Source organism: Mycoplana azooxidifex (assembly GCF_014196765.1).
Taxonomy (GTDB): Bacteria; Pseudomonadota; Alphaproteobacteria; order Rhizobiales; family Rhizobiaceae; genus Mycoplana; species Mycoplana azooxidifex.
On record NZ_JACIEE010000005.1, the window covers coordinates 302,912 to 322,880 of the forward strand.

Consider the following 19,969-nt stretch of genomic DNA (forward strand, 5'->3'; position numbering starts at 1 on the left):
CGCGCCGCAACTCTGGCGCACCACCAGCCGAACCGAAGCGATCGTCGCCTCGGCCTCCACCCGGCCGGAATTGATCTGTTTCAGCAGCATCTGCGCTGCCCGCCGCCCCATCCCTTGCGGATCGACGGACACCGTCGTCAGCGCCGGCACCGCCGTCTGCGCCTCGATCACGTCGTCGAAGCCGACGACGCCGAAATCGCGGCCGGGCTCGAGCCCGCGGGCGCGCAGGCCATCGCAGACGCCGAAGGCGACGGCATCGTTGAAGCAAAGCGCGGCGGTCGGCCGCTCGGAAATCAGCATGGCACGCTCGATCGCGGCCACGCCGCCGGCGCGCGACGGCGCGGAATTGACGACGAGGGACGCATCCGCGTCGAGCCCGGCCGCCGAAAGCGCCTCACGATAGCCCTGCATGCGTTCGCCGGAGACGGCGGTATCGGCAAAGCCGCCGAGAAAGGCGATGCGGCGGTGGCCGAGCGAGATCAGGTGCTCCGTCGCCGCCCGCGCACCGGCGCGGTTGTCGGACAGGAGCGAGGACACCTTGGCGCCGGCGACGTTGCGCACGACGACGACGACGGGCACGCCGCTCGCCGTCAGCGGCTTGAAGTCCGCAGCCTCGGTGCCGCGCGCCGGCGAGATGATCAGGCCGGAAATGCCGTGCTCGCGCATCGAGGCGATCACCTCTCGCTGGCGGTCGATGCTCTCGCCGGTATTGGCGAGGAACTGCACGAAGCCCGCCGACTGCATGACCATGTCCATGCCGACGGCAAGCTCAGCGAAGAAGGAATTGGTGAGGTCGTTGACGACGATGCCGACGATCTTCGAAGACGCCGTCTGGCGCAGGTTCGCCGCGCCGCGATTATAGACGTAGCCGAGCTCGCGGATAGCGGCATTGACCTTGGCGCGGGTCTGCTCGTTGACCAGCGGGCTCGCCTGCAGCACGAGCGACACGGTCGACTTCGACACGCCGGCGGCGTGCGCAATGTCGACGACTGTCACTCTGCTCTTGGTCACGCACATCCTCCCAGGCGGCCCTCTTGCGTCCGCTTTCGGATTGGAGATCTATTGGAACGTTCCAAAATAGTCAAGCATCATTTGCGGTGACTCGACGAAAGGGGAAAGCATCCGCCGCACGCCGCCTCGCTCCACGTCGTGGCACTGCGCAACACGTCCAGCCGATGCCCCACCCCCACGTCGTCATCCTCGGGCTTGTCCCGAGGATCTGATTCTGGATCATCACGCGCTCCATAAATTAATGAAATAAAACGCTTTTATCGAGATCATCAGATCCTCGGGACAAGCCCGAGGATGACGTCCAGAAAGGGGGAGGTGCGGCGAATAGAAGGACCCCCGACCTCGCATCCGGCCATCCAGCGCCGGCCGCCTCGCTCCGTCCGACGGGCCAGCTACGGCTCGCCTTCATTCCGGCCCTTGCAATTTGGATCGATCTAAATTATCACCCCTCCAAACCGTGGAGGAGGTTCCCATGTCGACAGTCCAGCTGCCGAAGGCGGACGGCACGATCGAGCGCTATGTGCTTTCGGGCACGCCGACCGAAAGGCCGGCGGCTCCGCCCGTCTTCAACCGCATCGCCTATGCCGCAGCCCACGTCGTGTCCGATCCCCTCAAGGACACGCGTCCCTGGGACGCGCCGGCGGTCGACTGGGAAGAGACACTCGCCTTCAGGCATCATCTCTGGTCGCTGGGCTTTCGCATCGCCGAGGCGATGGATACCGCACAGCGCGGGATGGGGCTCGACTGGGCCGGCGCGCAGGAACTGATCCGTCGCTCGCTGGCGGAGGCGCGCACCGTGCCGGGTGCCGACCTCGCCTGCGGGGCGGGAACCGACCAGCTCTCGCCTGGCGACGCAAAGACGCTCGACGACGTCATCGCTGCCTACGAGGAACAGATCGGCCTCGTCGAGAAGCATGGCGGCCGCGCCATCTTGATGGCGAGCCGGGCGCTGGCGCGGGTCGCCCGTTCGCCCGACGACTACCGCAAGGTCTATGGCCACCTCCTGGGCCAGGCGAAGGACAAGGTCGTGCTGCACTGGCTCGGCGACATGTTCGATCCGCAGTTGAAGGGCTACTGGGGCAGCGACGACTTCGAACGCGCGCTCTCGACCGTGTTGTCAATCATCGCGGAGAATCGCGACAAGGTCGAAGGCATCAAGATCTCGCTGCTCGACAATGCCTGCGAAGTGGCGTTGCGCGACCGGCTGCCGGAGGGCGTGCTCTGCTTCACCGGCGACGACTTCAACTATGCCGAACTGATCGAGGGCGATGGGCAGAGATACAGCCACGCCCTGCTCGGCATCTTCGATGCCGTCGCGCCGCAGGCTTCGAAGGCGCTTTCCTCGCTCGCGTCCGGCGATGTCGCCACCTTTCGCGCGGTGATCGAGCCGACCGTGCCGCTGTCGCGCAAGATCTTCGAGGCGCCGACGCCGTATTACAAGGCCGGCGTCGTCTTCCTCGCCTGGCTCAATGGCCACCAGTCCCATTTCACCATGCCGGCCGGCCTGCAGTCGGCCCGCGGCGTCGTCCACTATGCCGACATTTTCCGCCTTGCCGACCGCGCCCGTGTGCTGGACCGGCCAGACCTGGCGACGCTGCGGATGAAGAGCCTGCTGGCCGTGCACGGCATCGAGGGCTGACGGGACCAGCCGTCAGCCCGCCTTGCGCCCCTTGACCGGACGCTTTTCGCCCGCCCTGGCATCCGGCCGAAGCCCGGTGCTCTCCCGCAGCGACCGGACCTCGTCGTCGCTTAAGAGACGTGTCGCACCCTTGGCAAGATCGCCGAGAGGAATGTCACCGATGGAAACCCGGACAAGCCGCAGGCACTCCATCCCGAGCGCTTCGAGCATGCGCCGGATCTGCCGGTTCTTGCCCTCGGTGAGCTGCACCTCGAGCCAGGCGTTCTTCTCGCCCGATCGCAGCAGGCGCACGGCCGCCGCCGTCAGCAGTTGATCGTCCGCGACGATCCCGGCCCTCATCCGTGCAAGCTCCGCCTCGCCCGGTACACCGGACACCTGGACATGATAGATCTTCCGGACGTCCTTGTCGGGATCGAGCAGGCGCTGCGCCATCTGTGTGTCGTTGGTGAACAGCAGCAACCCCTCACTGGCCTTGTCCAGCCGGCCGATAGGGGCGACGAAGGGCAGGTCGAGCCCTTCCAGGCAATCGAAGACGGTATCGCGACCTTCCGGGTCGTCCCGCGTGGTGACGAGGCCGCGCGGCTTGTTCAACGCGAGATAAACCTTTTCACGCGCCGTCAGCGGCTTGCCGTCGAGCTCGATCCGGTCGGATTTCATGTCGACCCAGGTATCGACGGCGGTGGTCACCTTCTCGTTGACCCGCACCCGCCCGTCCAGAATGAAGGCCTCCGCCTGCTTTCGCGAGCAGATGCCGAGCTTGGAGAATGCCCGCTGCAGCGTCACCCGGTCGGCCTTGCCCGGTCCGGGCCTTCCGGACGGTGGCTTTCCGGCAGCCCCCTTTCCGGACACGGGTTTTCCGGCCAGGGATTTTCCAGAAAGGGGTTTTCTCGGCAGGGCTTTTCTGGGCAAGGGCGACGCTCCGGGGGCGTACCTGTCGATCTTGGCAGACCGCACACAAGCGGGATCTGCATCTCGATCGTCAGATAACATTCCGCTGCGATTTCGCAAGGCCGGATCGCGTCCGCCCGGCAGCCCATAAGCAGCCCGCCTGCCTTGACTTCCCTGACCATGAAGCTAGATAGGCGCCATGCTGTCTTTGCTCTCTCAAACCGGTCAGGAGTTGTCGCGCCTTGGCGCGCGATTGTAGCCCGACCGTCACATTTGCCCTGTAGACGGTCGGGACAGACCGTTCGCCAACCTGGCAGATGCCGAGAGACGACAATGCCGCCCCTTTGGGGAGGCAGCCTTCCGGAATGATGATGACAGTTCCCTGACACGACGACCGCAACGGCCGTTCGCACCACGGAAATGACGATGGGCCCGAAGTCTGACACCGCCTGCGCCTGCCGGCGGGCAGGACGCGCCTTTTCACGCCACGAAAGACCCGACCCGCATGATTGAGACGCCCTACTATCTGATCGACAAGTCCAGCCTGCTCCGCAACATGGAGAAGATCGCCACGTTGCGCGAACTCTCCGGCGCCAAGGCGCTGCTGGCGCTGAAGTGCTTCGCAACGTGGTCCGTCTTCGATTTCATGCGCGACTACATGGACGGCACGACGTCGTCGTCGCTGAATGAGGTCCGCCTCGGCCATGAGCGTTTCGGCAAGGAAACGCATGCCTATTCGGTCGCCTATGCCGACTATGAAATCGACGAGGTCGTCTCCCACGCCGACAAGATCATCTTCAATTCCATCGGCCAGCTCGAGCGGTTCTCCCGCAAGGCTTCCGGCATCGTCCGCGGCCTGCGCCTCAATCCGCAGGTAAGCTCCTCCACCTTCGACCTTGCCGATCCGGCCCGGCCCTTCTCCCGGCTCGGCGAATGGGACGTGGCCAAGGTGGAGCGCGTCATGGACCGCGTCTCCGGCTTCATGATCCACAACAACTGCGAGAACGGCGACTTCGCCCTGTTCGATCGCATGCTGGGCACGATCGAGGAGAGGTTCGCGCCGCTCCTGAAGAAGGCCGAATGGGTCAGCCTCGGCGGCGGTATCCATTTCACCGGCGACAACTACCCGCTGGAGAAGTTCGCCGAGCGGCTGAAGCGCTTTGCCGGCGAGTATGGCGTCCAGGTCTATCTGGAGCCCGGCGAGGCTTCGATCACCCGATCGACCACGCTGGAAGTCACCGTGCTCGACAAGCTTTACAACGGCAAGGACCTTGTCGTGGTGGATTCGTCCATAGAAGCGCACATGCTGGATCTCCTGATCTACCGTGAAAACGCGAAGGTTCATCCCAACCAGGGACCGCATCGTTACATGGTCTGCGGCAAGTCCTGCCTGGCCGGCGATATCTTCGGCGAGTTCGATTTTCCGAACGAGCTGAACGTCGGCGACCGGATCTCGATCCAGGACGCAGCCGGCTACACGATGGTCAAGAAAAACTGGTTTAACGGCGTGAAAATGCCGGCAATCGCCATCCGTGAACTGGATGGCAGCCTCAGGACGGTCCGCGAGTTCGATTACGCGGACTACGAACAGAGCCTTTCCTGAAACCCTCAGGAAGACTTTCTGACGATTGGACGCAAGGAGTTGGTCCCCAAATGAAGAAGAACGTACTCATCGTCGGCGCCGGCGGCGTCGCGCAGGTTGTCGCGCATAAATGCGCCCAGAACAACGACGTGCTCGGCGACATCCATATCGCCTCGCGCACCAAGGCGAAGTGCGATGCCATCATCGCCTCGGTTCACGAGAAGAAGGCGATGAAACAGGAAGGCGTGCTCGAAGCCCATGCGCTCGACGCCCTCGACATTGAGGCCACCAAGGCGCTGATCGAAAAGACCGGCAGCCAGATCGTCATCAACGTCGGCACCGCCTTCCTCAACATGTCGGTGCTGCGCGCCTGCATGGATACCGGCGTCGCCTATATCGACACCGCCATCCACGAGGACCCGAACAAGATCTGCGAGACGCCGCCGTGGTACGGGAACTACGAGTGGAAGCGTGCCGACGAATGCAAGGAGAAGGGCATCACCGCAATCCTCGGCGCCGGCTTCGACCCGGGAGTCGTCAACGCATATGCGCGTCTCGCCAGGGACGAATATCTCGACAAGGTCACCGACGTCGACATCGTCGACATCAATGCCGGCAGCCACGGCAAGTACTTCGCCACCAACTTCGATCCGGAAATCAATTTCCGCGAGTTCACCGGCGTCGTCTACTCGTGGCAGGGCGGCGAGTGGAACGTCAACAAGATGTTCGAGATCGGCAAGGACTACGACCTGCCGGTCGTCGGCACACGCCGCGCCTATCTCTGCGGCCATGACGAGGTGCATTCGCTGGCCAAGAACATGGACGGAGCCGACGTGCGCTTCTGGATGGGCTTCGGCGATCACTACATCAACGTCTTCACCGTCCTGAAGAATATCGGCCTGCTCTCCGAGCAGCCGGTCAAGCTGGCGGACGGTACCGAAGTCGTGCCGCTCAAGGTGGTCAAGGCCTGCCTGCCCGACCCGTCTTCGCTCGCCCCCGAATACCAGGGCAAGACCTGCATCGGCGACTTCGTCAAGGGCATCAAGGACGGCAAGGAACGCGAGGTCTTCATCTACAACGTCGCCGACCACAAGGAAGCCTATAACGAAGTCGGCAGCCAGGGCATCTCCTATACAGCCGGCGTCCCCCCGGTCGCCGCCGCCATGCTGGTTGCGAGCGGCGAATGGGACGTGAAGCAGATGGCCAACGTCGAGGAACTGCCGCCCAAGCCGTTCCTCTCGGTCCTCGCCAAAATCGGCCTGTCCACCTGGATCCGCGAAAACGGCCAGGAGCGCCCGCTGTTCGAGTAACGAAACGCGCCGGGACCCGCGATACGCTCGCGGGTCTCGGCCTCAAGGGGCCGGCGCGGCTGGTCACCGCGTCCTTCCGCCGCCTAGATCGCCAGCGCGTCCTTCAGCGTCAGGCCTGCCTTGACCCTCAGGTCGAGGTCGGCCTCGATGTGGCCGATGTGGCGCAGCATCAGCGCCTGCGCGCGCGGCACGTCGTGCGCTTCCACGGCGTCCAGCAGGTCGGCATGGTCGTTGTGGCCGCAGCTCGATGCGCCGGAGCGGCCGTAGAGCGCGATCACCAGGGACGAGCGGGCGACGAGTTCGTCCATGAACTTCTGCAGGATCGCATTGCCGGCGACGGCGGCGAGCATCAGGTGAAAATCGCCGGACGCCTTGATCTCGGCCCGGCGGGCGGCCGCCCCCCGCTCCTGCTTGTGGCGCGTTTCCGCTGCGAGGTGCGAGCGGAAGGCGCTGACGTCGGCGGGCGTCACCCGTTCGATCACGGCCGCGATGATGCCCGGTTCGATCAGGCGGCGCGAGGCGAACACTTGCAGCGCCTCCTCCGGCGTCGGGTCGGAGACGAAGGCGCCGCGGTTGCGCTCGACCTTCACCAACCCCTCGAAGGCCAGCATCTGCAGCGCGGCGCGGACCACCGTCCGGCTGACGTCGAACAGCGTGCCGACCTCCGCTTCGGAAAGCTTCGTCCCCGGCGCGAGCCGCCGGTCGACGATGGCATCCCTCAGCGAATCGCGAATGGATTGCGCCCGGTCCTCCTGGTTCGGATCGAGCGGCAAGCGCGCCTCGGCAATCTGCAGTGACTTGTCCATGCCTCTTTCTAGCGCCGACGGTGCTGCGAGTGAATAGGCGCGTACCGGATTTCAGAAATGTTTTGCATCCAATATAGCCACAAGATTGAACGCAATATCTGTTTTTTGTGCACACATCGCTGCGATGCAGCACAAACATTCGGCAGCCGAAATTAAAACCGCGCGAATCCAACGCCTTGGCCGGGAGCGCAAAAAATTGGCACGTCTCCTGCATCGGCAAGACCGACCCAGGAGAGCTGCCGCGTGACCAAAGCCGCCGAAATCGACATCGCCTCCGTCTCCAAGATCTACGGCCAGTCGACCGCCGTCCATGCCATCAGCCTGAAGATTCCGGCCGGGACCTATTGCTGCCTGCTCGGGCCTTCCGGCTGCGGCAAGACCTCGACGCTGCGCATGATCGCCGGCCACGAAAGCATTTCCAGCGGCGACATCCGGCTCGGCAACACGGTCGTCACGGACCTGCCCCCGGCAAGGCGCGGCACGGCGATGATGTTCCAGTCCTACGCGCTCTTTCCCCATCTCGACCTCGTCGACAACGTCGCCTTCAGCCTGAAGATGAAGGGCGTGGACAAGGACGAGCGGCGGCAGAAGGCGATGGATATGCTGCGGCTGATGCAGCTCGAGGCCTATGCGACGCGCCGCCCCGCCCAGCTTTCCGGCGGCCAGCAGCAGCGCGTGGCGCTTGCCCGTGCGCTGATCACCGATCCGGAGGCGCTGCTCCTGGACGAACCGCTGTCGGCCCTCGACCCCTTCCTGAAGATCCGCATGCGCGCGGAACTGAAGCGCCTGCAGACCTCGCTCGGCATCACCTTCGTGCATGTCACCCACAGCCAGGAGGAGGCAATGGCGCTCGCCGACCTGATCGTCGTGATGAACGACGGGCGGATCGAGCAGGCGGCAGCACCCCGCGTGGTGTTCGAGCGGCCGGCCACCGCCTTCGTGGCGCGCTTCATGGGCGACCATAACGTGATTTCCGGACGGGCAGCTTCAAGCACGAACGGTGCCGTGACGCTCGATGTGGTCAACGGCGGACAGTTCACGGCGCAGGGCGCTCCGATCGAGGCTGGCCAGCCGGTCGACATCGCCGTGCGGACGGACCGCGTTCGCATCGCGCCGACCGGCGTCCCCGGCCTTGGCTTCACAGGCATCGTCTCGAACATCGAGTACCGCGGCTCGACGGTGAAGCTCAGCATCGACGGCGCCGGCATCGAGGACTTCACCGCCATTCTCGACGACGCAGCCTTCTTCGAACAGACGATCAAGGTCGGCGATGCCGTGCCGCTTTCGTGGGGAGAGGCAGACGCGATCGTGCTCGGACGCATCCCGATATAGCCGCCGGCCATCCGGCGGAACCGACAATCACAAAGCAAAAAATAGGAGAACAGCCATGACCAAGACGACTTCCGCAAAGGCGGGCATCAGCCGCCGTTCGCTCCTGAAGACGGGTGCGGCCGCCGCCGGCCTCGCCGCCGGCTCCGGCGCCATCACCGGCTTCCCGACCATCTGGGCGCAGAACCCGATCACGCTGCGTCAGTTCGGCACCGGCGTGTCGAACATCAACGCGGTCGCGCAGAAGTGCAAGGAGGACCTGGGCATCACGCTGGAGATGACGGCCATGGACTCCGACGCCGCCGCCCAGCGCGCGGTCACCCAGCCGAATTCCTACGACATCGCCGACATCGAATACTGGATCCTGAAGAAGGTCTATCCGAGCGGCGTGATCCAGCCGATGGAGACGTCGAAGCTGAAATTCTACGACAAGGTCGTTCCGCTGTTCAAGACCGGCAAGCTTCTGCCCGACAGCGTGATCGCGCAAGGCACCGCGCCGCACACCGTCGGCTATGTCGAGAGCAAGGACGCCAAGACGTTCACCACGAGCGAGACCGAATTCTTCACGATGATGCCCACCATCTACAATGCCGACACGCTCGGCATCCGCCCCGACCTCGTCGGCCGCGAGATCACCAGCTGGGCCGACATCATGGACCCGGCCTTCAAGGGCAAGGCCTCGATCCTCAACATTCCCTCGATCGGCATCATGGATGCGGCCATGATCATGGAGGCGCTCGGCAACATCAAATATGCCGACAAGGGCAACATGACCAAGGAAGAGATCGACGCCACGATCGACTTCCTCATCAAGGCCAAACAGGACGGCCAGTTCCGCGCCTTCTGGAAATCGTTCGACGAGAGCGTCAACCTGATGGCCTCGGGCGAAGTCGTCATCCAGTCGATGTGGTCGCCGGCTGTCGCCGCCGTCCGCTCGCGCGGCATCGCCTGCAAGTATCAACCGCTGAAGGAAGGCTACCGTTCCTGGGGCGGCGGCCTCGGGCTGGCCTCGCATCTCTCCGGAGCTCAGCTCGACGCCGCCTACGAGTACATCAACTGGTACACCTCCGGCTGGGTCGGCGGCTACCTGAACCGCCAGGGCTACTACTCGGCCTGCATGGACACCGCCAAGGAATTCATGTCCGCCGACGAATGGGGCTACTGGATCGAGGGCAAGCCGGCACAGGGCGATATCATGTCACCGGAAGGCCAGGTGATGGAGAAGGCCGGCGCCGTCCGCGACGGCGGCTCGTTCGAGGAGCGCATGGGCAAGGTCGCCTGCTGGAACTCGGTCATGGACGAAGACCGCTACATGGTCCGCCGCTGGAACGAGTTCATCGCGGCCTAAGCGAAAACCACAGGAAGAGGGCTGCCCCTCACCCTAGCCCTCTCCCCGCAAGCGGGGAGAGGGGACTGGAGACGGTGCGGCTTACATCCTTCTCCCCGCTTGCGGGGAGAAGGTGGCGGCAGCCGGATGAGGGGCAGCCCCCCGCACTCAAGGAGTTGACCATGGTCGCAGTGACAGAATCAGCACCGATCGCCACCGCCGCACGAACCCGCAAGCCCGGCAGCCCGCTGGCAGGGCTCTCCGCCTACCTCCAGGCGCTGCCGCTCTTCCTCGTCCTCGGCGTCTTCCTGCTGCTGCCACTGATCCTGATCGCGATCGTCAGCTTCTGGGACTACGACTTCGCGGCGATGTATCCCGATTTCGTCACCTTCAACTACACCGAGACGCTCGGCTCCTGGGTGACCTGGAAGACCTATCTCAACACGCTGAAATTTGCTGCCATCGTCTGGGTTATCACGCTTTTCGTCGGCTTCTGGGTCGCCTATTTCCTGGCGTTCCACGTCCGCACCGCCTCCATGCAGACCGTGCTGTTCCTCATCTGCACCGTCCCGTTCCTGACGTCGAACATCATCCGAATGATCTCGTGGATTCCCGTTCTCGGGCGCAACGGCCTGGTCAACTCGGCCCTCGTCGAGGCAGGGCTGGTTTCGGCGCCGGTCGAATGGCTGCTCTATTCCGATTTCGCCGTCGTTCTCGCCATGGTGCATCTCTACACGCTGTTCATGGTCACGCCGATCTTCAACACGCTGATGCGCATCGACAGGGCGCTGGTGGAAGCTGCCCGCGACGCCGGCGCGTCGAGCTGGCAGGTCCTGACCAACGTGATCCTGCCGCTGGCAAAGCCCGGCATGGCGATCGGCACCATCTTCGTCGTCACGCTGGTGATGGCAGACTTCTCGACCGTACAGGTCATGTCCGGCGGCCAGAGCGCCTCGGTGGCGCTGATGATGAAGAACCAGATGTCCCTGCTGCAATATCCGGCCGCCGCCGCCAACGCGATGGTCCTACTCGTCCTCGTCTTGATAATGGTGGCGGGCATCCTGCGCATAGTCGACATCCGCAAGGAGCTGTGAGCCATGCACCGTGAACCCCGCAGCCGTGAATTCTACGTCCTTGCCATTTTCTTCGCCCTTTTCGTGGTCTTCCTCTATGGGCCTCTCTCGGCCATCGTGGTCCTGTCCTTCCAGGGGCCGAGCGGCGGCCTGACCTTCCCGCTTAACGGCGTATCGCTGCACTGGTTCGCCAATCTCCTGGAAACGCAGGCCGTCGGCGATTTCGGCGGCAGCTTCCGCCGTTCGCTGGCCCTCGGCCTGATGGTGATGGTGGTCACCGTGCTGGTATCGCTGCTCGCCGGCCTTGCCTTCCGCCGCAAGTTCCTGGGCGCAACGCCGCTCTTCTATCTCGCCGTCGCAAGCCTCGTCGTCCCCTCCATCATTGTTTCGCTCGGCATAGGCGTGCTGTTCCAGCAGTTAGGCCTGCAGCCGGCCTGGTACTCGTCCGCCTTCGGCGCGCACCTGACCTGGACGCTTCCTTTCGGCGTGCTGATCATGTTCGCCGTCTTCAACCGCTTCTCCCCTGCCTACGAGGAGGCGGCGCGCGATCTCGGCGCCAGTTCATGGCAGACCTTCCGGCATGTCGTCCTGCCGATGATCGCCCCCAGCCTGATCGGCGTCGGCCTGTTCGGCTTCTCGCTCTCCTATGACGAGTTCGCCCGGACGCTGATGACGTCCGGCACCTACAACTCGCTGCCGCTCGAGATCTACGCCATGACAACCAACGTCACGACGCCGGTGCTCTATGCGCTCGGCACGGTGACGACGCTGTTCTCCTTCCTGGTGATCGTCGCCACCGTCGGCGCCATCTTCTTTCTCAACCGGCGCCGCACGCGCGCCTGAGGCTCTTTCGAAATGCGCATTGCAATCATCAACCCCAACACCACCCAGTCGATGACAGCGACGATCGCCGACGCCGCCCACCGCGCGGCCGCGACGGCCACCGAGATCGTGGCCGTGACGTCTTCGATGGGACCGGCCTCGATCGAGGGCTACTACGACGAGGCGCTGGCCGTGCCCGGCCTGCTTCTGGAACTGACAAAGGCCGAGCGCGAAGGTGCGGATGCGGCGATCGTCGCCTGCTTCGACGACACCGGGCTGGACGCCTGCCGGGCGCTCGCCTCGATCCCGGTGCTCGGCATCTGTGAAGCGGCGGTCTCCACGACCTCCTTCATCGCCCGCCGTTTCACCATCGTCACGACCATGGAGCGTTCGCGCCTGCCGGTGGCCGATCTCGTCCACCGCTACGGCATGGCCGCCCGCTGCAACGTCCGCGCTGCCGACATTCCGGTCCTGTCGCTGGAGGATCCGCAATCGAACGCCCGCGATCGCCTCCGCAACGAGATCGACGCGGCCCTGCGCGAAGACCGGGCGGAGGCGATCGTGCTCGGCTGCGCCGGCATGGCCGACCTGACGGCGGCGCTCAGGGCCGAGTTCGGCGTCCCGGTCGTCGATGGCGTTGCTGCCGCCGTCAAGCAGGCGGAGGCGCTGGTGGCACTCGGCCTGCGCACCGCCAAGCGCGGCCCCTACGCTACCCCGGTCGGCAAACCCTATCGCGGCGCGCTTGAAATCTTCGCCCCGCAGGCCATCCTGTCGGCATGAACGACAATGCACCCGTCATCCGGACCCTGACGCTTGAGGAAGCCGAAGAACTGGTCGGCTGGGCCGCCGGCGAAGGCTGGAACCCGGGCCGCGGCGACGCGCCCGCCTTCCACGCCGCCGATCCGGCAGGCTTCATCGGCGCCTTTGTCGACGGGGCCATGGTCGCCGGCATCGCCGCCGTTGCCTATGGCGAAGACTTCGGCTTCATCGGCCTCTATATCTGCCGCCGGGATTGCCGTGGCCGCGGCTATGGACGGCTGGTGTGGGACGCAGGCATGCACCATCTCGAAGGCCGCACGATCGGACTCGACGGCGTGCCCCAGCAGCAGGCGAACTACGGAAGGATGGGCTTCCGCCCCCTCTACGAGACCTGGCGCTGGAGCGGTAGTCTCAGGCCCGCACAGGCAGCGGCACAGGACGCGAGCCTTCGCGACGTCATCCCGGTACGGCCCGAGCTCGCCTCGGCGATCGAAGCCTTCGACCGCCGCTTCTTCCCCGCCCCTCGTCCCGCCTTCCTGGCCCGCTGGCTGGAAAGCCCGCGGATCGCCCGCGTGCTCCTGCGCAACGGCGTCGTGCGCGGCTACGGCGTTGCCCGGCGTTGCGGTGACGGCTTCAAGATCGGGCCGCTCTTCGCAGAGGACCCGCAAGGGGCGAGCGCGCTGCTGACCGCACTGACGGCCGAATGCGGCGACGAGACCATCCATCTCGACGTCCCGGAAACAGCCGCGCAATTTTCCGCCATGCTCGCGGAAGCCGGCCTGCAGAAGGGCTTCGTCACCGCCCGCATGTACCGCGGCGCGCCACCCGCGGTGGAGACACCCGGCGTCTTCGCCGTCACCACGCTCGAACTGGGGTGAACACGGGGCCGGATGCGGCCCGCAACTTCTGGAACTTCTAAGCGTAAGCGCCGCGACGAAGTCCTTCGATCCAGTTGCGGCAGAGCTGTACGCCCTCCTGCGGCTTGAAGGCGGAGGGATTCAAGCACCAGGCGAGCCAGAGCCCGTCGAGCAGCGCGGTGAACGCCACGGACGTCAGCCGGATATCGCCGATTGAGAAACCTTCGGCTGCCGCCAGGTCGCCGATCAGCCCCTGGACGGTCGTGACGTAGTCGGAATATTCGCCCTGCTGCGACACGCTCATGCGTGGCGAATGCAGGATCAGCCCCCAGAACACCACCCAGACGCCGAGCACGTCGCGGTCGAACAGGATGGGCGAGAACGACGCCTCGATGAAGGCGTCGAGGCGCTTTTGCGGCGCCGGCTCGGCTTCCTCCACGGCCCGTGTGATCGCCTGCAGCACACCGTCCGACATGATGTCGAAGGCATAGGCGACGAGCTCGTTGATTTCGCCGAAATGGTGGGTGATGAGCCCCTGGGTCACGCCCGCCTCGGCGGCGATCTGGCGAACGGAGACCCCGGCATTGCCGTGCTTGACGATGCAGCGCAGCGCCGCCTCCCCGAGCTGCCGGCGGCGGTCCTCGGGTGTTTCGCGCCGGAAGCGCGCCCTGCTTCTCGTGACTGCGTTGCGTGCCAATCCCGGTGCCTCTTTCGCCCGTCGAACCTACGCAAAGCAACCGTCAGGCGCCAAGGCGCAGTTGCAATGCGGGAACGCCGCCTGTTGATAACAGCGAGCGGCTTAGGAAGTAAATACATGAAATAAAATGCATTTCAACACTTGTTATACGATCTTATAATTTCTGTTGCGCAAAGCCTGCGTCCATGCCTATCCTTGTCGTCAATGACCTGCCGGACACACGGCGGGCGGGGAACGAGGACAAGAGCATGGCACGGGATTCCCGTTACGATGTGCTGTTCGAGCCGGTTCGGATCGGCCCTGTCACGGCGCCGAACCGCTTCTACCAGGTGCCGCATGCCAGCGGCATGACCAACGCCCTGCCGCGGGTCCGCGCGGCCTTCCGCGAGGCCAAGGCGGAGGGCGGATGGGGCGTCATCTGCACCGGCGCCTGTTCCATCGATCCGAGCTCCGACGACGCGCCGCTGCCGATGGCGACAATGTGGGACAGAAACGACATCCGCGCGCATGCACTGATGACCGAGGCCGTGCATCGCCACGGCGCGCTGGCCGGCGTCGAGCTCTGGCATGGCGGCGCTTCGGTGATGAACCGCGCGAGCCGCCTGCCGCCGCTCTCCCCCTCCGGCATTCCTTGGATGGCGACGCATGTCGGCTTCATGGGCAATCTGCGTCCGCGCAGCATGGACAAGGCCGACATCCGCGACGTGCTGCGCTGGCAAGCGGACGGCGCCCGCAAGGCCCGCACCGCCGGCTTCGACATCGTCTATGTCTATGCCGGCATGGGCTATCTCGGCTACGAGTTCCTGCTGCCGGAATACAACCACCGCACCGACGAATATGGCGGCTCGATCGAAAACCGCGTCCGCTTCGTCCGTGAGATGCTGGAGGTCACCCGCGATGCCGTGGGCAAGGATTGTGGCGTGGCCCTGCGCGTCAGCCTCGAGGAACTGCACGGCCGGCCGGGCACGCACCAGCCCTCCGAGGCGCACGAACTCGTGGCCCTCCTCTCCGACCACGCCGACCTCTTCGACGTGAAGATGGATTCGAGCCCGACCGACTGTTCCGCCTCCCGCTTCACCGGCGAAGGCAGCCACGAGCCGGTGATCGACTTCGTGAAAAAGATGACCGACAAGCCCGTCGTCGGCGTCGGCCGCTTCACATCGCCGGACACCATGGTCTCGCAGATCCGCCGCGGTGTGCTCGATTTCATCGGCGGCGCCCGCCCCTCGATCGCCGATCCCTTCCTGCCGAACAAGATCAGGGACGGCCGGATCGAGGAGATCCGCGAGTGCATCGGCTGCAACATCTGTATTTCCAGCTGGCACGACGGCGTGCCGGTGCGCTGCACGCAGAACCCGACCGCCGGCGAGGAATGGCGGCGCGGCTGGCATCCCGAACGCGTCGCCCCGGCGCGCAAGCGCGAGAAGGTGCTGATCGTCGGCGGCGGCCCCGCCGGGCTGGAATGTGCGCTGACGACAGCCCGGCAAGGACATGAAGTGACGCTCGCCGAGGCCGGAAGCGCCTGGGGCGGCAGGCTTGCCTTCGAGAGGACCCTGCCCGGCCTCGCCGCCTGGAACCGCGTGGTCGACTACCGCCTCGGCCGTCTCAACGAAATGACCAACGTCTCGATGTATCTAGAAAGCACGCTCGGCGTCGACGAGATCATCGATCTGGCGCCCGATCATCTGGTGCTCGCGACCGGCGCCCGCTGGACGCGCATGCTCTATTCGTCGATGGAGATCCCGGTCGGGACGCTCGATGGCCCCGAGGTCTACACGCCCGACGACATTGCCGCCGGCCGGCTGCCGCAGGGCCCGACGCTCGTCTTCGATTTCGACAACTACTACCATGGCGGCGTGCTGACCGAGCATCTGGCCGCACAGGGCATCGACGTCACCTACGTCACACCCGCCGGCCAGGCGTCCGCCTGGACGATCATGACCAACGAGCTGCCGCTGGTGCACCAGGCGCTGTCGCGCCGAAAGGTGCCGGTCAGGACGCTGCAGATCCTGAAGGAATTCGACGGCGAGACGGCGACCCTTGCCCATCTCTTCACGGGCGAGCAAACGAAGCTCGCCTGTCGCTCCGTCCTGATCGTCGGCCTGCGGGCGCCGCGCGGGCAACTGAAGGACGCGCTCGACACCCGCCTCGCCGATCTCGAGACCGCCGGCATCGGCAGCGTCACCGTGATCGGCGACGCGCTTGCACCCGGCGCCATCGCCCACGCCGTCCACTCCGGGCACCTTGCCGCCCGCGAACTCGGCCAGGGTGGCCGCAAGCCCTATCTGCGCGACACCCCGATCACCGACCGCGAGCCGGGCTTCGCGCCGGCCGAAGCAGCCGAATAGGGGGGGCCGATGGCAGAGGTCCCCACCGGTATGTCGCGCTTTTCCATCGCCTCGCCGCTGGCGGGCGGGGCGCTGCATGCCGTGGGCTCGGGACTGTTTCACACGCTCCTGCCGCTGCGGCTGGTGGCCGAGGGACACGGCCCGGATGCGGTCGGCCTCGTCGTCGGCGCGGAGGGCGCCGGCTTCCTCTTAGGCTGCATCGGCTCCGTCCGGCTGATCCGCAATGTCGGCGAAGTCCGTGCCTATGCAGCACTTTCCGCCACCTCCGCCGTGCTCATCCTGTCGCTCGGGGCCCAGCCGCATCTCGTCGTCTTCATGGCCATCCAGGCCGTCGTCGGCTTCTCCAATGCCGGCCAGGCCGTCGTCATCGAAAGCTGGATGAACGCGATGGTCGCAAACCGCAACCGCGGCCGCATCCTGACCCTGTATGTCCTGCTGCTCGGCCTGTTCTACGGAATGGGCCAGTTGCTCGCGACTGATATCGACCCGGCCGGCCAGGCCCTGCTGATGATCACCGCCGCCTTCTACGTGCTGGCGCTGGTGCCAGTCACCGCCATCTGGGTGGGCGAGCCGCAACTGCACGTGCCTGTCGGCATCAAGCTGTTCAAGACCTTCCGCATATCGCCGATCGGCGCGTTCGCCTGCCTGATGACCGGGCTGATCTCGTCGACTTTCGCCTCGATCGGCCCGCTCTACGGGCTGGAGCTGCAGTTTTCCCAGCAGACGATCGTGCTCCTGATGGCCGCGACCCAACTCGGCGCGCTGTTTTTGCAGTTCCCGCTCGGCTATCTCTCCGACCGCACCGACCGGCGCATGATGATGCTCTGGCTGTCGCTGGCGCTGGCAATCATCTGCTCCGCCTTCCTGCTGGTCGGGCCGACCACTCCGTTCTGGGTGCTGTTGATCCTCTTTTCCGTCTTCGGCGGCATTTCCGAGATCTTCTACCCTCTCGGCGTCGCCCATGCGAACGACCGCGCCGATCCGGGCGAGTTCGTCACGCTGTCGTCGAACCTGCTTCTGATCTGGGCCTTCGGCGGCACGATCGGGCCGGCGATCGTCACCGCCGGCGTGACGCCCTTCGGCGCCAACATCTTCTTCTGGTATTCGATCGGCCTTTCGGTCCTCTTTGCCCTCTATGCCCTGTGGCGCCACTATCGCCAGCCGGCTGCGAAGGCGCGCGAGCAGTTCGTCGCCTATCCGCAGACTTCGCCGATGGTCTACGAATGGACGCCGCACGACGAGGCGGAAACGGACCAGCCCGGCAGCGCCGGGACCGGGAAGGGTGCGTCATGACCCGGATCGTCGACACCTTCCCGCGCGAAGTCCGCACGCTCGACCCGGTCTTCATCACCATGCGGGACGGCGCGCGCCTGGCCGCCACCATCTGGCTGCCGCGCGATGCAGTCGAGCGCCCCGTGCCGGCCATTCTCGAGCTCATTCCCTACCGCCGCCGCGACGGCACGGTCTTCCGCGACATGAAGATGCATCCCTACGTCGCCGGCCACGGATTTGCGTGCTGCCGCGTCGACATTCGCGGCTCGGGCGATTCGGAAGGGCTGCTGGCGGACGAATATGCCGAGCAGGAGCAGGACGACGCCTGCGAGATCATCGCCTGGCTGGCAAGCCAGCCCTGGTGCACCGGCGCCGTCGGCATGACCGGCATTTCCTGGGGCGGCTTCAACGCGCTGCAGGTCGCAGCCCGGCGCCCGCCGGCGCTGAAAGCCGTCATCGCGCTCTGCTGCTCCGACGACCGCTATGCCGACGACGTTCACTACTATGGCGGCAACCTTCTGACCGAGGACGGCATGTGGGCCTCCTTCATCCTCGGCCTCGGTGCTCTGCCGCCCGACCCGCAGGTCGTCGGCGAGCGCTGGAGGGCGATGTGGCGGGAGCGACTGGAGGCGACCGCCTGCTGGTCGTCGGTGTGGCTGCGCCACCAGCGCCGCGACGCCTACTGGAAGCGCGGCTCGGTCTGCGAGGATTTCTCCCGCATCGACATCCCCGTCTATGCGATCAGCGGCTGGGACGACACCTATTTCAACGCCGTGCCCCGGTTGATGGAAGGGCTCTCCAGCCCGCGCAAGGGGCTGATCGGCCCGTGGACGCACGCCTATCCCTTCCTCGGCGATCCCGGCCCGGCCATCGACTATCTGGGCGAGGCGATCCGCTGGTGGCGTCACTGGCTGGAGGGCATCGATACCGGCATCATGGACGAGCCGGCCTATACCACCTACCTCAAGGACCCGCACCGGCCGGCGCATTGCTATCCGCATCACTCGGGTCGCTGGGTCCGCGATCCCGCCTGGCCCTCCCCCAACATCGCCGACCGGGTGCTCTTCCTCAATGCCGGCACGCTCGACGCCGAACCGGCGGAAGGCCGGACGATGCGGCTGCGCTCACCGGTGACGGCAGGACGCGATTGCGGCCGCTACGGCGGCTATGGCGGCGAGGTGCCGGACATGGCAGGTGACCAGCGCCGCGAGGACGGCCTCGGCCTGTCCTTCGAGACGTCCCCGCTTGCGGACGACATGGACCTGCTCGGCGCTCCCGCGCTAAAGATCACGCTGCGCTCGGACTTGCCCTTCGGCATGCTGGTCGCGCGGCTCTGCGAGGTTCTCCCCGACGGCACCTCCACCCTCGTCACCTGGGGCGCGCTGAATCTCGCGCATCGGGAGAGCAGCGAATATCCGGCGCAGCTCGAGCCCGGCGAGGCAGTGGACGTCCGGCTGGACCTGAACCATTGCGGCCGCCGCTTCGGCACCGGCAACCGCGTGCGGCTGATCCTTTCCAACCAGCACTGGCCCGCACTCTGGCCGCAGCCGGGCATGCCGGCCTTGGAGTTGGAACCCGGCGCCTGCCGGCTCGTCCTGCCCGTGCGCACGCCACAGCCGGGAGACGGCGAGGCCATCTTCGGGGAGGCAAGAATCGCGCCGCCGGTGCCGATGACGTCGCTGGAGGACGAGGCGCATTCCCGCCGGCTCGTCATCGACGCCGGCAGCCGCACAGAGACGCTGACGCTCGACAGCAACCATGGCCGGCAACACCTGACGGACCGCGACAACGAGACCTGGGCCCGTGTCGTCGACCGCATGACGATCACCGAGGACGATCCGCTCTCCGCACGCCTGGAGACTGGCTGGGTGCTCGGCTATCGCAGCGGCGAGGCGGATGCGGAAACGAAGTCGCGTGTCGTGGTAACATCGACGCAGACTCAGTTCCGGCTGGAGTGGCGGCTGGAGGTCTGCGAGCGCGGGCAACTCATCTTCGAACGGGAGGGGGACGAATGGATCGACCGCGACCATTTGTGATAGACCGTGCAGCCCCCCCTCTGCCCTGCCGGGCATCTCCCCCTCAAGGGGGGAGATCGGCAAGACGGGCCGCCGGCGCGTTTCCGTTGAGCATCCCCGACGCAGCGATCTTTGCTTCTAGCGGGATTTCAGCGGGGGAGACTTTTCTTCCAATGTGGCGCCACGGGTTTCCAATTTTCCCCCTCGAGGGGGAGATGTCGCGAAGCGACAAAG

At 65.6% G+C, this 19,969-nt stretch carries 15 protein-coding genes and 1 pseudogene; 12 read left to right on the forward strand and 4 right to left on the reverse strand.

The window, feature by feature from the left end; all coding sequences use genetic code 11:
- Window positions 1-1,011: pseudogene (locus GGQ64_RS13335) on the reverse strand (LacI family DNA-binding transcriptional regulator); the annotation flags it as partial.
- A gap of 472 nt (window positions 1,012-1,483) precedes the next feature.
- Here GGQ64_RS13335 and GGQ64_RS13340 point away from each other — a divergent pair.
- On the forward strand, window positions 1,484-2,650 hold the full coding sequence (locus GGQ64_RS13340; RefSeq protein WP_183804977.1) for a dihydrodipicolinate synthase family protein: 1,167 nt from the start codon (window positions 1,484-1,486) through the stop codon (window positions 2,648-2,650).
- 12 nt (window positions 2,651-2,662) lie between these two features.
- On the opposite strand, the gene GGQ64_RS13345 is transcribed toward GGQ64_RS13340, so the two are convergent.
- Entirely contained in the window at window positions 2,663-3,499 is an 837-nt protein-coding gene (locus GGQ64_RS13345) for a pseudouridine synthase (RefSeq protein WP_343059469.1), read from the reverse strand.
- A 544-nt stretch (window positions 3,500-4,043) separates the two neighbouring features.
- On the opposite strand from GGQ64_RS13345, the gene GGQ64_RS13350 reads away from it, so the two are divergent.
- A complete protein-coding gene (locus tag GGQ64_RS13350) occupies window positions 4,044-5,141 on the forward strand; it encodes a carboxynorspermidine decarboxylase (protein WP_183804981.1) in 1,098 nt (365 codons plus the stop codon).
- Between the two features lie 50 nt (window positions 5,142-5,191).
- A complete protein-coding gene (locus GGQ64_RS13355; RefSeq protein ID WP_183804983.1) occupies window positions 5,192-6,430 on the forward strand; it encodes a saccharopine dehydrogenase family protein in 1,239 nt (412 codons plus the stop codon).
- Between the two features lie 83 nt (window positions 6,431-6,513).
- Here GGQ64_RS13355 and GGQ64_RS13360 read toward each other — a convergent pair whose 3' ends face one another.
- Window positions 6,514-7,236: a GntR family transcriptional regulator gene (locus GGQ64_RS13360; protein WP_183804985.1), complete on the reverse strand. Its 723-nt coding sequence runs from the start codon at window positions 7,234-7,236 to the stop codon at window positions 6,514-6,516.
- Window positions 7,237-7,479: 243 nt separating this feature from the next.
- Between GGQ64_RS13360 and GGQ64_RS13365 the strand changes: the two genes are divergently transcribed.
- From GGQ64_RS13365 to GGQ64_RS13390, 6 genes are all read left to right on the forward strand, one after another.
- On the forward strand, window positions 7,480-8,568 hold the full coding sequence (locus tag GGQ64_RS13365; protein ID WP_183804987.1) for an ATP-binding cassette domain-containing protein: 1,089 nt from the start codon (window positions 7,480-7,482) through the stop codon (window positions 8,566-8,568).
- A gap of 55 nt (window positions 8,569-8,623) precedes the next feature.
- A complete protein-coding gene (locus GGQ64_RS13370) occupies window positions 8,624-9,913 on the forward strand; it encodes an ABC transporter substrate-binding protein (protein ID WP_183804989.1) in 1,290 nt (429 codons plus the stop codon).
- Window positions 9,914-10,074: 161 nt separating this feature from the next.
- Window positions 10,075-10,986 (forward strand): ABC transporter permease, encoded by a 912-nt coding sequence (locus GGQ64_RS13375; protein ID WP_183804991.1) that lies wholly within the window; start codon window positions 10,075-10,077, stop codon window positions 10,984-10,986.
- Window positions 10,987-10,989: 3 nt separating this feature from the next.
- Window positions 10,990-11,808, forward strand: coding sequence for an ABC transporter permease (locus GGQ64_RS13380; RefSeq protein WP_183804993.1), 819 nt, complete (start codon window positions 10,990-10,992; stop codon window positions 11,806-11,808).
- Window positions 11,809-11,820: 12 nt separating this feature from the next.
- Window positions 11,821-12,567, forward strand: a complete 747-nt coding sequence (locus tag GGQ64_RS13385) for an aspartate/glutamate racemase family protein (RefSeq protein ID WP_183804995.1) — start codon at window positions 11,821-11,823, stop codon at window positions 12,565-12,567.
- Window positions 12,564-13,424 carry a GNAT family N-acetyltransferase gene (locus GGQ64_RS13390; RefSeq protein WP_183804997.1) on the forward strand — a complete coding sequence of 287 codons (861 nt, stop codon included), beginning with the start codon at window positions 12,564-12,566 and terminating at the stop codon, window positions 13,422-13,424. The genes GGQ64_RS13385 and GGQ64_RS13390 overlap by 4 nt, the downstream gene beginning before the upstream one ends.
- A gap of 37 nt (window positions 13,425-13,461) precedes the next feature.
- On the opposite strand, the gene GGQ64_RS13395 is transcribed toward GGQ64_RS13390, so the two are convergent.
- Window positions 13,462-14,100 carry a TetR/AcrR family transcriptional regulator gene (locus GGQ64_RS13395; RefSeq protein WP_183804999.1) on the reverse strand — a complete coding sequence of 213 codons (639 nt, stop codon included), beginning with the start codon at window positions 14,098-14,100 and terminating at the stop codon, window positions 13,462-13,464.
- 248 nt (window positions 14,101-14,348) lie between these two features.
- Between GGQ64_RS13395 and GGQ64_RS13400 the strand changes: the two genes are divergently transcribed.
- The 3 genes from GGQ64_RS13400 to GGQ64_RS13410 are packed head-to-tail and all read left to right on the forward strand — an operon-like array spanning window position 14,349 to window position 19,756.
- Complete coding sequence (locus tag GGQ64_RS13400) at window positions 14,349-16,448, forward strand: oxidoreductase (RefSeq protein WP_183805001.1); 2,100 nt, start codon at window positions 14,349-14,351, stop codon at window positions 16,446-16,448.
- 9 nt (window positions 16,449-16,457) lie between these two features.
- Window positions 16,458-17,741 (forward strand): MFS transporter, encoded by a 1,284-nt coding sequence (locus GGQ64_RS13405; protein ID WP_183805003.1) that lies wholly within the window; start codon window positions 16,458-16,460, stop codon window positions 17,739-17,741.
- Complete coding sequence (locus GGQ64_RS13410) at window positions 17,738-19,756, forward strand: CocE/NonD family hydrolase (protein ID WP_183805005.1); 2,019 nt, start codon at window positions 17,738-17,740, stop codon at window positions 19,754-19,756. Before GGQ64_RS13405 ends, GGQ64_RS13410 begins: the two co-directional genes overlap by 4 nt.
- The last annotated feature ends 213 nt before the right edge of the window (window positions 19,757-19,969 follow it).